This is a genomic window from Micromonospora sp. WMMD1076 (assembly GCF_029581475.1).
Taxonomy (GTDB): Bacteria; Actinomycetota; Actinomycetes; order Mycobacteriales; family Micromonosporaceae; genus Micromonospora; species Micromonospora aurantiaca.
Genome location: NZ_CP120862.1, coordinates 1,935,337 through 1,948,632, shown reverse-complemented (window position 1 = coordinate 1,948,632; position 13,296 = coordinate 1,935,337). Strand labels below are relative to the sequence as shown.

The following is a 13,296-nucleotide window of genomic DNA, read 5'->3' as shown; positions in this document are numbered from 1 at the left end:
GCAGGGAGGCGACGTGCTCGACCACTTCTCCGTAGCGGTGCGCGACCTGGCGGCCAGCGGCGCCTTCTACGACGCCGTGCTGGCCCCGCTGGGCGGGCGCCGGCTCATGGAGCCCGGCCCGATCGGCTACGGCGTGGACGCGCCCGACTTCTGGGTGGAGCCCGCGCCGTCCGGCGCCACGCCGGTGCCGGTGCACATCGCGTTCACCGCGGCCGACCGCGCCACGGTGCGCGCGTTCCACGACGCGGCTGTCGCGGCCGGCGCGGAGGTGCTGCACGAGCCGAAGGAGTGGCCGGAATACCACGCCGCCTACTACGGCGCGTTCGTCCGCGACCCGGACGGCAACAACGTCGAGGCGGTCTGCCACCGCCCGGAGTGAGTCCGGGCGTGTCCGGGAGGCACGATGGACAGGTGGAGACAGAGCCGGTCGAGCACGCTCCGGTACGCGCCATCCGCCGGGCCTGGCTGGCCCAGCGCTGGCACGATCTCACCTTCCTGCACTGGGCGGTCCCACCGGAACGGGTGGCGCCGCTGCTGCCCGCCGGCACCCGGCCGGACACGCTCGACGGGCTCACCTACGTGGGGCTGATCGGTTTCCGGATGGTCGCGTTGGGGCTCGGCCGTGGCCCGGGTGTGCCCTACTTCGGCACGTTCTGGGAGACGAACGTCCGGCTCTACTCGGTCGACGGCTCGGGGCGGCGCGCTGTCGTGTTCCGCTCGCTCGACGCGTCCCGGCTGGTGCCGGTGCTGGTGGCCCAGGTGACCCTGCGTCTGCCGTACAAGTGGTCGGCGATGCGACTGGACCGATCCGGGGACACGCTCACCTACCGGTGCCGCCGCCGCTGGCCCGGCCCGGCCGGCGCGAGCAGCCGGATGGCGGTACGCGTCGGCGCGCCGATCCCCGAGCCGACGCCGCTGGAGCACTTCCTGACCGCCCGCTGGGGCCTGCACACCCGCGCGTACGGCAGCACCCGCCACCTGCCGAACTGGCATCCACAGTGGCCGCTGCACCGCGCCGAACTGCTGCACCTGGACGACGAACTGGTCACCGCCGCGGGCCTGCCCGCACCGGACGGGCCGCCGGTGAGCGTGCTCTACTCCCCCGGCGTACCGGTCGTCTTCGGCGGTCCCACGTCGGTCGGGTGACAGCCACGTTGATCGACGCCAGGTCGCCGGAGTGGTGGCATCCGGCACACCGGAACACCGCCACTTCCCCGATGTGGCGCCGGCACGTCCGCGCGGCGCGAAGGCGATCGGGGTCAGCGCACCGGGTCGTGGGTGCCGTGCGGGACGTCGGGACGGCAACGGCGCACCCGGTCGGCGGCCATCCGGCCACCCACCGCCAGCCCGTACCGCTCCACGGCGGCGAGCCCGTACGCGCTGCACGTCGGTGTGTAGCGGCAGGTACCCGGCCAGCGGTGCGACAGCCGGCGCCGGTAACCGAGGATGGCGGCCCGGCCGGCCCGGTCCACGACGGGCCGCCGGACGACGCCCGCGGTCACCGAACCGAGGGTGAGCAGCGTCGAGAAGATGCCGAGATCGCAGCAGGTCAGCGCTTCGCAGTCGAACGCATCGCAGTCGCAGCCCCGGTTCTTCTTCTTGTGGTGCCGCTTCCGGAAGATCACCACGCCATGATGCGACACGGGCGCCAGTGTCGATGAGGCGACCGGACCGGGTCCGGTGTGATCGGGCCGGTGGGCGGCCGGGGACCTAGCGTCGAAGGCGTCACCAGGAGGGAAGACCGGGTGCTGGATCGGCTCAACGCCGCGCTGGACCACCTCGAACAGCGGCTCGACCAGCCGCTCGACGTGGCCGCGCTGGCCCGGATCGCGGGCGTGTCGGAGCATCACTTCGGCCGGCTGTTCTCGGCGCTGGCCGGGCTGCCGCTGTCGGAGTACGTGCGCCGGCGCCGGATGACGCTTGCGGGCGCCGACGTGCTCGCCGGCCGGGAGTCGCTGCTCGCCGTGGCGGTCCGCTGGGGGTACGGCTCGAACGAGGCGTTCGCCCGCGCGTTCCGGGCCGTGCACGGCGTCGGGCCGACGCAGGCCCGGCAGGCAGGTGCGGTGCTGCGGTCCCAGCCCCGGATGTCCTTCCGGCTCGTCGTCGAAGGGAACACCAGCATGGACTACCGGATCGTGACCAAGGACGCCTTCCGGCTCGCCGGGTTGACGGCTCGGGTGCCGCTCGTGCACGAGGGGATGAACCCGCACATCGTGGCGTTCGTCAGGGGCGTCGACCCGGCCACCGGACGCCGCATCGAGGCGCTGTCCGACCAGGAGCCGCACGGGATCGTCAACGTCAGCGCCGAGCTGGCCGGTGCCCGCGACGAGGGCGCCGAGCTGGACTACTGGTACGCGGCGGTCACCGGCGCGGACGTGCCGGACGACCTGCGCAGCCTGCCGGTCGAGGCCGGCGACTGGGCGGTGTTCTCCAGTTCCGGGGCGTTCCCGGTGGCGGTGCAGCATCTGTGGCGGGCCGTGTTCACGTCATGGTTCCCGTCCAACCCGTACGAGGCCCGCCCGGGGCCGGAGATCTCGCGGGTGCGGGTCGCGGAGGACGGCGGCACCGCCGACGCGGAGCTGTGGATCCCGGTGCGCCGGGTCTAGAGCGCCGCCGCTCGCGCCAGCGCGGCCGGCACGTCGTGCACGTGGTACGGATGTTCGTCCGGCTCGATCCCGGCGAGGAACATCGCGTACACGGCGGCCAGCCGCAGCGGCGCGACCGGCCGGAGCAGGTCGACGGCCCGGTGCGGGTCGCTGCCGGGCAGGTTGGTCCGCCACCGCCGCGCCCACGCGTCGACCAGCCGGGCGGCGGCGTCCGCGCCGACGTCCTCGGTGAGGCGCAGGATGTCGAAGGCCGGGTGGCCGACGAACGAGTCCGCCCAGTCGATCACCGTCAGGCGCCCGGCGTCGCCGCGCACGTTGCCGGGGTGCAGGTCGCCGTGCACGAGCGTGTCGGGCAGGCCGCAGTCGACGACCTGCCGCAACCGCCGGTCGAGCCCGTCGAGCAGGCCGGCCGCGACCGACACGTCGTGCCCGGCGAGCCGATCCCGGATCCACCCCGCCAGCCCTGCCCCACGCAGATCGGGCACCCCGGCCGCGACCAGCTCGCCGACGATCCCGCACGCCCGCCGCTGCACCGGGTGGTACCCGGCCGCGATGGTGGCCCGCTCCTCTTCCCCGGCCCCGTACCGGTCCTGCCCCGGCACGTCCGCCAGCAGCATCCGCCCATGCCCGTCGGCGGCGAGCAGCAGCGGAGCGTCGATCAGGGAGTTCGTGTCCCAGGGAAGCCCGGCCACCGAGGGGAGCTGGCGGAGAACCGCGGGCTCGTGGCGGGCGAAGGGCGGAAGCTGCTTCAGCCATGCCGCGCCCCGGTCGGTGTCCAGGTGCCAGATGGCGGAGAGGTTCCAGGTGCGCCGCTGCGCCACCGCCGTCACCCGTCGGTCGAGCCGGCGCAGCTCGCCGGTCGCCCACGCGACGCTGCGAGCCGGGCCGCCGGCCTGCGCCCACGGCTGGCGCAGCGGGTGCGGCGCGAGGTCCACTGTCGCCGGTTCCAGGGGTACGGCGGGCGCGTCGACGGCCTGCGCCAGGTAGCGGACGTGGCCGCCGGGAGGCGCGGGACGGTCGGCGTCCACCAGCCGCAGCACGGCGATCTCCAGCCCGTGGCGCCGCTGGACCGTGTCGACGATCGAGTGGACCTCCTGCCACCACGGCTGCGGTACGTCGAACGGCGGCAGCGCGCCCAGCGGACGGCCGGCGGCGTCGAGCAGAATCAGCGTGACGGTGCGGGACACGGCCGGACGGTATCCGGGCACCCCTACGGGAGGCGAGGGGATTGATCCGGGTGCGGTGCGGGACCGCTACCCGATGTCCCGGGCACGGGCGCCCGGAACGCTGAGCCGATGAGCCTTCTCGATTCCCGCACACGTCCCACGCACCAGTGGTTACGCCCGGTCGCCGTGGCGTCGGCGGTGCTGCTGCTCGGCTACGGCCTGCTGCGCCTGCTCGACCGGCTGGACGGGCACAGCGACAAGGACGCCTGGGCCTGGAACACCGGGCACGCGCTGTTCCTGCTCGGCGTCCTCGGTTTCGCCACTCGCCGGGTTCCTGGCGATCGCGGTGAACCTGAACCTGCTGCCTGTCGGCGCCGCGCTGGTGCTGGCCGGGCTGCTGCCGCTGCGCGTCACGCCCCGCCCGGTGGCCTGACCTCCGTCACCGCCAGACGGTTCGGCGCAACCCCTTGTGACCGGCGCACACGTCGCGCTGGCCGCCGGTGCGGCTGACCGAGCCGTCACGGCACTGCACCAGCCAGCCGCGGTCGGACCAGAACCCGGGGACGCACTCGAACCAGTCGCACACCCCGGCAGCCGGCCGGCGGATCCGCTGGCCGCCGCAGAAGTCGTACCCGAAGGGGTTCGCCGGGGCGCCGCAGCGGCGCTCGACCGGCGGCTGCGGCGTACCGCGCGGCGGTGCGGGACGGGCGCGGGACGGCTCCGGGCTCGTGCTGGGCCGGACCTGGACGGCGGGCGCGACGTGCGGCGGCGCGGGCGTGCCGGTGGCGCCCGGGGTCGCGGCGGCGGCGCGCTCCGAGCCGGCCCGGGTGGGCGGGTTGGACTCGATGAGCATCGCCGGCACGATCAACGCGAGCGCCGCGCCGACCGCCACCGTCCGCCGGCCGCCGGGCACCAGCGCGGTGACGCGGGCCTGGGCGGGGGTGAGCACTGCGGGGCGTTCGGGCCGCGCGGCCGTGTGCTCCGCGATCAGCTCGTCCAGCTCGGCCACGACGGCGGCGCGCTGCTCGATCGCGTCGGCGAACGCCAGCGTGAGCGTGAACCGGAAGTCGGCCGCCGCACCGGTGGGCAGCAGCAACCCGGAGGTACGCCGCCGGTCCAGCACCTGGATCAGGGTGACCGGCGCGCCGGGGTCGTGGGACAGGCCGGTCATCCGGCCGTACGCCCAGTCGCGCCGGCCGCGCCCGCCGAGCAGGACCAGACGCCGGTTGGTGAGCACGGCGAGCCCGGCGTCGACCACCTTGACGCCCTCGGGGCGGCGGGGGCGCAGTACGGGCGGGTCGGGGTCGACAGTCAGTTCGGGGGCGGGCAGCACGGCTGTGTGCCGCACCTCCACCAGTTGCGCGGCCGGGAGCGTCCAGAAGACCACCTCGCCGGGGGCCAGCTCCATCGGCAGGCCGACGCCCGCCCGGGCCGAGCCGTGGAAGGACACCGCGAGGGTACGCAGGCGGCGCAGCTCGTCGTCGCGGCGTCGCCACGCCTCGTCGGCGGCGCGGAAGGCCCGCTGGCGCCGCTCGTTCTGCCGGTGCGCCCACCGGTACCGCCATGTGGAACCCGTCGAATCAGTCTTCGCCACGCCGACTCCTCCGCCGCGCGAGCCCACCAATCGGGGTGTCATTCATGTCAACTGCGCGGCAGGGGTACGAAGACACGCGAAAGTCGCCAATTAGACCGATCGGCTGATTGACCTACACAATCGGCGGAAACTCCCGCGTCGATTCACGTTGCGTGCCACCGGCTCCCGGCGGTCCCGCTTCGTCATGCGCGCGCGTGGACACATCGGTAACGTCAGCCACAACGGCGGGGCGGAGCGCGGCCCCCGGGCGGCGAGGAGGTGCACCGGTGGGCGACCCGGCCGTGGTGGTGGGAGTGGACATCGGCACCACCAGTTCCAAGGCCGTCGCGTTCGACACCACCGGCCGGCAACTGGCCAGCCACTCGATCGGCTACCCGCTGGAGGAGCCGAACCCGGGCTGGGCCGAGCAGGATCCGGACCTCATCCACGAAGCCGTGATCGGCGTGATCCGCGCGGTGGTGGACGAACTGCGCGTACCGGTCGCGGGCCTGTCGTTCAGCACCGCCATGCACAGCCTGATCGGGCTGGACGCCGACGGCGCCCCGTTGACCCCGTCGATCACCTGGGCCGACTCCCGCGCGAGCGCGCAGGCCGAGCGCCTGCGGGCCGCGCCGTCCGGGCTCGCCCTGCACCGGCGCACCGGCACCCCGGTGCACCCGATGGCGCCGCTGCCCAAGCTGGTGTGGTTCGCCGAGCAGGAACCGAAGCTGCACGAGCGGGTCGCGCACTGGGTCGGCATCAAGGATCTCGTGCTGCGGCGGCTCGCCGACGCGCTCGTCACCGACCACTCGGTCGCGTCCGCCACCGGCCTGATGGACATCCACCGGCTGGCCTGGGACACCGAGGCGCTCCGCCTCGCCGGCATCACCGAGGAGCAGCTTCCCCAGCTCGTATCCACCACGCATGCGCTGCCGGGGCTCACCCCCGAGGCGGCCCGCGCCACCGGGCTGCCTGTGGACACCCCGCTCGTGGTGGGCGCCGGCGACGGGCCACTGGCGAACCTCGGGCTCGGCGCGGTACGCCCCGGCGTGGTGGCCTGCTCGATCGGCACCAGCGGCGCGATGCGGGTGATGGTGGAACGCCCCGGCGTGGACCCGCTCGGCGGCGTGTTCTGCTACGCGCTCACCGAGGACCGCTGGGTGGTCGGCGGCGCCATCAACAACGGCGGCATCGTCCTCCAGTGGGCAGGCGACGCGCTCGCCCCCGAGCTGGGCGAGCACGCCGAGGAGGAGCTGCTCGACCTGGCCGCCACGGCGCCGGTCGGCTCCGGCGGGCTGATCATGCTGCCCTATCTGCTCAGCGAGCGCGCGCCGCACTGGAGCGCGCTGCCCCGCGGCGCGTACGTCGGGCTGACCCACGGCCACGGCCGGGCGCACCTGGTCCGGGCCGCGCTGGAGGGCGTCTGCCAGCAGCTCGCCCTGGTCCTCGCCTCGGTCCGGGCCGCCGGGAACGAGGTGCGCGAGATCCGCGCCAGCGGCGGGTTCGCCCGCAGCGCGCTGTGGCGGCAGATCCTCGCCGACGCGCTCGGCATGCCGGTGCGGTTCCCCGCCGGGCACGAGGGGTCCGGCTTCGGCGCGGCGCTGCTCGGCATGCAGGCGCTCGGCCTGATCTCCTCGATCGAGGTCGCCGCCGATCTGGTCCGGATCGAGGAGACGGTCCGTCCGAATCCGGCCTCCGCCGCCACGTACGCGGCGCTGCTCCCCCTCTTCTCCGAGCTGTACGACGCGCTCGTACCCACGTTCGCGTCCCTGCGGCGGATGGCACCGAGCCTGCCGCCGGAACCACCACCCACCGCAGCACCCCGCTGACGACCGAAGGGCGTGATAGCCGTGGTCACACTGCTCGCCGCACCCGCGGAACCGCTCACGAACGCCGGTGACACCCAACTCGTCCTCGCGGCCCTGCTGGGCATCGCCGCGGTGGTGCTGCTCATCGCGTGGGGCAAGGTGCACCCGTTCCTCGCGTTGATCCTCGGCGCGGCGGTGCTCGGCGTGGTCGCCGCCGTACCCGTCGACAAGATCGTCACCTCGTTCAGCGGCGGCGTCGGCTCCACTGTCGGCGGGGTGGGCCTGCTGATCGCGCTCGGCGCGATGATCGGCGGTCTGCTGGCCGAGTCCGGCGGGGCGGACGGCATCGTGGAACGGGTGGTCGGCCGGGTCTCCGGGACCGCGCTGCCCTGGGCGATGGCCGGTGTGGCCGCGCTCATCGGCCTGCCGCTGTTCTTCGAGGTCGGCGTGGTGCTGCTGGTGCCGATCGTGCTGCTCGTCTCGCTGCGGGTGAACGTGCCGCTGATGAAGATCGGCATTCCCGCGCTCGCCGGGCTGTCGGTGCTGCACGGCCTGGTGCCGCCGCACCCCGGCCCGCTGGTGGCGATCGACGCGCTCGGCGCCAACCTCGGTCAGACGCTCGCCCTGGGCCTGCTGGTGGCGATCCCCACGGTGATCATCGCCGGTCCGGTCTTCGGCAACTTCATCGCCCGGTACGTGCCGGCCACCGCACCGGCCGCGCTGCTGCCGACCCGGCGCGACGCCGACGACCGCAGCCCGACCCGGCCCGGCGACGGACGGCTCGACGCCGACGGCGACCTGGTCACCGAGGACGACCTGGTCAACCCGGGCACCGGACGGCCCGGCGCGGCGATCGACGAGCCGGCCGGGCGGCGCTCGCGCCGGTCCCCGGCGCTCTGGGCGGCGGTGGTGACGGTGCTGCTGCCGGTGGTGCTGATGCTGCTGCGGGCGATCGGCGAGCTGGCCCTCGGCGAGGACACCGCCGGCCGCAAGGCGCTGGACATCGTCGGCACCCCGATCATCGCGCTGCTGGCCGGCGTCATCTTCGCCATGATCTTCCTGGGCTACCGGTCCGGCTTCAGCCGTACCCAGGTCTCCGGTTTCCTCGGCGGCTCGCTGCCGCCGATCGCCGGCATCCTGCTGATCGTCGCCGCCGGTGGCGGCTTCAAGCAGGTGCTCGTCGACGCCGGCGTGGGCAACCTGGTCGCGGACGCCGCCGAGGGCGCCAACCTCTCCCCGCTGCTGCTCGGCTGGCTGGTAGCGGTCGGCATCCGGGTAGCCACCGGCTCGGCCACCGTCGCCACGATCACCGCCGCCGGCATCGTCGCGCCGCTGGCCGCCACGCTCCAGGGCCCCGAGGTGGCGCTGCTGGCGCTGGCCATCGGCTGCGGGTCGCTGTTCTTCTCCCACGTCAACGACGCCGGCTTCTGGCTGGTGAAGGAGTACTTCGGGTTGACAGTCGGGCAGACCATCAAGAGCTGGTCGGTGATGGAGACCATCATCTCGGTGGTCGGCTTCCTCGGCGTCCTGCTGCTCGACGTCTTCATCTAGCGACGGTCAGGGAATCTCCGTCACCTGCCAACGGCTCCCGGTCAGGACCGGGTGATCGCGTTGGCGTGGATCGCCTCGTTCAGGTACGCGGCCATCCCGGGCCGCAGCGTCTCGAAGTACGCGGTGAACCGCGGATCCGCCACGTACATGTCGGCCAGGCAGGTGTGGACCTCGTACGGGCAGTCGTACCACCACTTGGTGATGAGCTGCCGGTGCTCCTCGGCCAGCGCCATCGCCTCCGGGCCGTCGCCGGGCGCGCCCGATTCCATGAGCGCGACGAACCGCCGCCCCCAGTCCTCGTTCTCCGCCTTGTTGCGCAGCCAGTCCTCCTTAGAGTAGCGGCCCGCGCGCTCCTGCGACTGCCGGTACGCCTCGGTGCCGCCCCAGCGCTGCTCCGCCTCCTCGGCGTGCTCGTCCGGCTCGAAGTCACCGAACACCTCGAACCGCTCCTCCGGCGTCAACTGGATCCCCAACGTCCTCGCCTCCATCGCGTGTTCGATCGCCGCGACCATCTCCTGGAGCTTCCCGATCCGCCCGGACAGCAGCTCGTGCTGCCGGCGCAGGTGCGCCACCGGGTCGGAATCCGGATCGTCCAGGATCGCGGCGATCTCCTCCAGCGGGAACCCCAGCTCGCGGTAGTACCGGACGAGCTGCAACCGGTCCAGGTCGGCCTCGTCGTAGCGGCGGTATCCCGCCGGCGTGCGCCCGCTCGGCCGCAGCAGCCCGATCTCGTCGTAGTGGTGCAGCGTCCGGACCGTCACCCGGGCCGCCCGCGCCACCTGTCCCACCGTGTACGCCATGGTTCCCTCCCTTCCGCGACCAAGACTCCCGCCTCCCGCTGCGTGAGGGTCAAGCCGGACAGCACGACGCCCCCGACCAGGATCGGCCGGGGGCGTCGTCGGTGCGGTCAGTTGGTGACCTTCTCCTTCTCGGGGGCCGCGAAGGTCGCGTTGGCCGGGGTGCGGAAGGCGTGCACCAGGCCGGCGATCGAGAGCAGCATGAGCAGACCCGCGCCGAGGTACATGGCCAGGGCGCCCTGCTCGGCCTTGCGGCCGAACTCGCTGAAGCCGTACGAGGTGAGCAGCAGGCCGCGCAGCGTCTCGCCCTTGAACACGCTCTCCCGCTGAGCGCTCACCTCGGCGAGCTGCTTCTGCAGGTCGGCCAGGTTGGCGGCGTTGCTCTGCTCGGCCTGGGCCACCTGCTCGCGCAGCGCGCTCTGCGGCTCGCCCAGGTCGGCGTAGGTCTTGCCACCGGCCATGTTCTTCAGGTGCAGGCCGATGTACTCGTTGGCGTAGCACTCGGCCTGCTTGCCGGTGGTCATCTTCTGGCCGGCGTACTCGCGCAGGCAGTCCGACTTCTTCTCCTCGTCGGACAGCTTGTCCGCCGGGGTGAAGGTGATGTGCTGCGCGCCGAGCTGGTCGCGTACGTAGTCGTTGGCGAAGTTGGCGTTCGTCGTCAGGACGACGCCGACGACGAGCAGCAGGACCGCCAGGCCCAGCCCACCGATGCTGAACAGCAGGTCGAGCGTCCGTCGCTTCATATCAGGCTCCCGCGTGAAGGGTGTGTGTTCGCTTGTTGACGAGAACTATCATGACGGCGCGTGCCGGGCCGAAGCAGGGTCGAATCCCCTGTCCCGTCCGGGACCTTCGGCCCCTGTGAACCCGGGCCGGTCAGCGCTCGACGCCTGCTCCGGACAACGCGGGGAGCAGGTCCCGCAGGGCGGCCGGACGGCCGTACCGCCAGCCCTGGCCCTGCCGGCAGCCGATCGCGGTGACCGCCGCGTGCTGCGCGACCGTCTCCACGCCCTCGGCGACCACGGCCAGGTCGAACGCGCCAGCCAGCCGGTTGACCATCTCGACAGTGGCGTACGCGCGGGCGTCGCCGGCGTCCAGCCGGGACACGAACGACCTGTCGATCTTCAGCTCGGTGGCCGGAATACGGTGCAGGTAGCTCAGCGAGGAGTACCCGGTGCCGAAGTCGTCGATGGCGATGCGGATGCCGAGGTCGCGCAGCTGGGACAGCCGGTCGAGCACCGACTCGCTGCCCTCGATCAGCGCCGACTCGGTCAGTTCCAGAGTGAGCGCGCGGGGCGGCAGACCGGCCGCGCCGACCGCGCCGGTGACAGTGGCGATCAGGTCGGGCCGGCACAGGTGGGCGGCGGCGATGTTCACCGCTACCGTCACGTCCGGCGCGTGCTCGCGCCAGGTGGCCGCGGCCCGGCACGCCTCGTGGATGACCCACCTGTCGATGGCCACGATCAGCCCGGTCTCCTCGGCCAGCGGCAGGAACCGCGCCGGGGTCAGCACACCCAGCCGGGGATGCCGCCAGCGCACCAGCGCCTCGGCGCTGCGTACCGTGCCGGTGTCCAGGTCGACGATGGGCTGGAACTCCATCAGCAACTGGCCCTCGTCCACCGCGCGGCGCAGGTCGGCGATCAGTTCGGCCCGGCTGACCGCCGACTCGCGCAGCTCCGGCGTGCACGTGCGGTACACGGCCTTGCCCGCGGCCTTCGCCGCGTACATGGCGATGTCGGCGTCCCGGAGCAGGTCGGTGTGCGAGGTGTGCTGCGGCCCGTACTCGGCGATGCCGATGCTCGCCGACGGGTGCACGCCGAGATCCTCCTCGCCGGGCAGCGGCTCCAGGGCTGCCAGCAGCCGGACCGCGAGCCCCTCGGGTGACACCGGGCGCTCCCCTGCGACGAGCACGGCGAACTCGTCACCGCCGAGACGGGCGATCATCCCGTCCGGGCCGACCGCGTCCCGCATGCGCTCCGCGGTGGCGGTCAGCAGCCGGTCCCCGGCGGCGTGCCCGAACCTGTCGTTCACCTGCTTGAAGCCGTCCAGGTCGAGCAGCACCACGGCGACCGGCCCACCCCCGCGCAACGCCCGCCGCAGCCGCCGTACGAACGTCAGCCGGTTGGGCAGGCCGGTGAGCTGGTCGGAGTACGCGAGCCGGCGCAGCCGCCCGACCAGCCGCAGGTTCTCGTTCGCGGCCAGCCCCTGGCGCAGTGCCAGTACCCCGAGCAGGCCCATCATGCCGACGAAGACGACCTGCGGGGTCTGCCCGCTGGGCTGCCGCGACAGCAGGACCGCGACGATCGCGCCGCCCACCGGCAGGTACGGCAACGCGACCCGCCACCACGGCGGCAGCGGCGAGTCGACCACGTCGTCCTCGCCGTCCCCGTCGGCCGGCGGCGGGTAGCGGGTGGCCAGGCCGACCAGCAGGTAGCTCAGCGGCCAGCAGACGTCGACCGGGTGGCCCGGCGTGTAGTCGCCGCGCGCGACCAGGGAGACGTAGACGGCGTCCGCGCCGGACCGGATCGCCAGGCCCGCACCGATCACTGTGAGCGCCCGCCACATCGGCCGGGCCGGACCGGCGACCGCCACGAGGATGGTGAGCTGCATCAGGTCGAACATCGGGTAGAGCAGCCCGAACGTCCGCATCGGGTCGGTCAGCTCGGCGTCGGTGATCCGGTGGAACACCACCACCCAGCCGATCGGGATGAGGGCCAGCCCGACGATGACCCCGTCGAGCAGGGTGCGGGCCCGGCCGATCACGCTGCGCGGGCCGGTGCGGGAGCAGAGCAGCGCGGCGGTGCCGGTGACGATGCCGGCGGCGAACAGGCCCGCCACCAGCGGCGTGTGGGGCAGGCCGAGCCCGCCGAGCCGTTCCACCGTCCACACCGCACGGCCGAGCGCGGCGAGGGCCATGGTGGCGGCGAGCAGTTCCCAGAACCGGCGCAACACGACCGGCTGACGTCGCGCCGCGCCGGCGCAGAGCACTGCCGCCCAGCTCGACACCGCCATCGCGCCGAGGTCGCTCACCAGCGCCGCGCCCGGCAGGCGGGCGGCCAGCCAGGCCATCTCCCCGAGTACGACGACAGCGGCCGCGACAAGTCCGACACGGCCGACGAGCGGATGACGGGCCGGCGCCGCGGCGGCGAGGCTCACGTCGTGCTGGGATACAACGATGCGCTCCGGCTCTCTTCCAGACGTGCACCCTCGACGACGAGGATCGGACGACGGACGGCGCAAGCCTAGCCAGCGCCGGGGACTGCCGCCAGAGCCGACGACTGTCGGTCAGCGGACCGCAGGCGGGTGCCGGTAGACGGAGACCAGCACGCCGTAGCGCGGCTGCCCCGGCGGCGCCTCCTCGGCCTCGCCCACCAGTTCGTCCAGCGTGGACCGGAGGCGCTGGGCCTGGGCCGGGGTGAGCCGCAGGTGTCGCAGGTGCACGAGCGGGTCGGGATCACCGGCGAGTTCCTCGGCGTACGCGCCCAGCAGCGCCGCCGTGGCGCCCGCGTGGGTGTCGGCGCCGACGAGCCGGCGGAACGTGCGTTCGTGGTAGTGCTCGGTGCCGCCCCGGACCTGGCGGCTGTGCGCCGGGCGGACCATGCCGGCCTCGGTCAGCACCGCGAGGTGGTGGGCCACCGTGCCCTTCGCCGCGCCGAGGCGGGCGGCGAGCTGGCTGAGCGTGGCGGGACCGGCCCCGAGCGCGAACAGCAGCCGATGCCGGAACGGGTGGGCCAGCGCCTTGAACTGGGCCGGGTCGCGGATCTCCAGCGGATCGTCGGTCACCGCGAAAGCGTCTAG

General features: G+C 73.6%; 12 protein-coding genes. 5 read left to right on the top strand and 7 right to left on the bottom strand.

Annotated features, from left to right (window positions below):
• The first annotated feature begins 13 nt into the window (after positions 1–13).
• A complete protein-coding gene (locus O7622_RS09520; RefSeq protein ID WP_282312950.1) occupies positions 14–379 on the top strand; it encodes a VOC family protein in 366 nt (121 codons plus the stop codon).
• A gap of 32 nt (positions 380–411) precedes the next feature.
• Entirely contained in the window at positions 412–1,146 is a 735-nt protein-coding gene (locus O7622_RS09515) for a DUF2071 domain-containing protein (protein ID WP_282312948.1), read from the top strand.
• Between the two features lie 113 nt (positions 1,147–1,259).
• Here O7622_RS09515 and yidD read toward each other — a convergent pair whose 3' ends face one another.
• A complete protein-coding gene (gene yidD, locus O7622_RS09510) occupies positions 1,260–1,625 on the bottom strand; it encodes a membrane protein insertion efficiency factor YidD (RefSeq protein WP_282312947.1) in 366 nt (121 codons plus the stop codon).
• Between the two features lie 120 nt (positions 1,626–1,745).
• Here yidD and O7622_RS09505 point away from each other — a divergent pair, with 120 nt between their 5' ends.
• The gene (locus O7622_RS09505; protein WP_282312946.1) at positions 1,746–2,606 is read left to right on the top strand and encodes an AraC family transcriptional regulator; all 861 of its coding nucleotides are present in this window, start codon (positions 1,746–1,748) and stop codon (positions 2,604–2,606) included.
• Here the strand turns inward: O7622_RS09505 and O7622_RS09500 are convergent.
• Positions 2,603–3,793 (bottom strand): aminoglycoside phosphotransferase family protein, encoded by a 1,191-nt coding sequence (locus O7622_RS09500; protein ID WP_282312945.1) that lies wholly within the window; start codon positions 3,791–3,793, stop codon positions 2,603–2,605. The two genes, O7622_RS09505 and O7622_RS09500, sit on opposite strands and share 4 nt — an antisense overlap.
• A gap of 418 nt (positions 3,794–4,211) precedes the next feature.
• Positions 4,212–5,366 carry a hypothetical protein gene (locus O7622_RS09495; protein ID WP_282312944.1) on the bottom strand — a complete coding sequence of 385 codons (1,155 nt, stop codon included), beginning with the start codon at positions 5,364–5,366 and terminating at the stop codon, positions 4,212–4,214.
• 266 nt (positions 5,367–5,632) lie between these two features.
• Between O7622_RS09495 and O7622_RS09490 the strand changes: the two genes are divergently transcribed.
• Both O7622_RS09490 and O7622_RS09485 read left to right on the top strand, forming a co-directional pair.
• Entirely contained in the window at positions 5,633–7,174 is a 1,542-nt protein-coding gene (locus O7622_RS09490; RefSeq protein ID WP_282312943.1) for a gluconokinase, read from the top strand.
• 21 nt (positions 7,175–7,195) lie between these two features.
• Positions 7,196–8,704, top strand: a complete 1,509-nt coding sequence (locus O7622_RS09485) for an SLC13 family permease (protein ID WP_282314095.1) — start codon at positions 7,196–7,198, stop codon at positions 8,702–8,704.
• Between the two features lie 41 nt (positions 8,705–8,745).
• Here O7622_RS09485 and O7622_RS09480 read toward each other — a convergent pair whose 3' ends face one another.
• The 4 genes from O7622_RS09480 to O7622_RS09465 form a co-directional block, all read right to left on the bottom strand.
• Positions 8,746–9,504: a MerR family transcriptional regulator gene (locus tag O7622_RS09480; RefSeq protein ID WP_282312942.1), complete on the bottom strand. Its 759-nt coding sequence runs from the start codon at positions 9,502–9,504 to the stop codon at positions 8,746–8,748.
• Positions 9,505–9,611: 107 nt separating this feature from the next.
• Entirely contained in the window at positions 9,612–10,244 is a 633-nt protein-coding gene (locus O7622_RS09475; RefSeq protein ID WP_282312941.1) for a hypothetical protein, read from the bottom strand.
• A 130-nt stretch (positions 10,245–10,374) separates the two neighbouring features.
• Complete coding sequence (locus O7622_RS09470) at positions 10,375–12,567, bottom strand: EAL domain-containing protein (protein ID WP_348774072.1); 2,193 nt, start codon at positions 12,565–12,567, stop codon at positions 10,375–10,377.
• A 216-nt stretch (positions 12,568–12,783) separates the two neighbouring features.
• On the bottom strand, positions 12,784–13,281 hold the full coding sequence (locus O7622_RS09465) for a helix-turn-helix domain-containing protein (protein ID WP_282312938.1): 498 nt from the start codon (positions 13,279–13,281) through the stop codon (positions 12,784–12,786).
• Between the last annotated feature and the right edge of the window lie 15 nt (positions 13,282–13,296).

Excerpts from the sequence above, each read along its gene's own strand:
- O7622_RS09480 (WP_282312942.1), bottom strand. The coding sequence starts at position 9,504 with ATGGCGTACACGGTGGGACAGGTGGCGCGGGCGGCCCGGGTGACGGTC.
- O7622_RS09475 (WP_282312941.1), bottom strand. The coding sequence starts at position 10,244 with ATGAAGCGACGGACGCTCGACCTGCTGTTCAGCATCGGTGGGCTGGGC.
- O7622_RS09470 (WP_348774072.1), bottom strand. The coding sequence starts at position 12,567 with ATGGCCTGGCTGGCCGCCCGCCTGCCGGGCGCGGCGCTGGTGAGCGAC.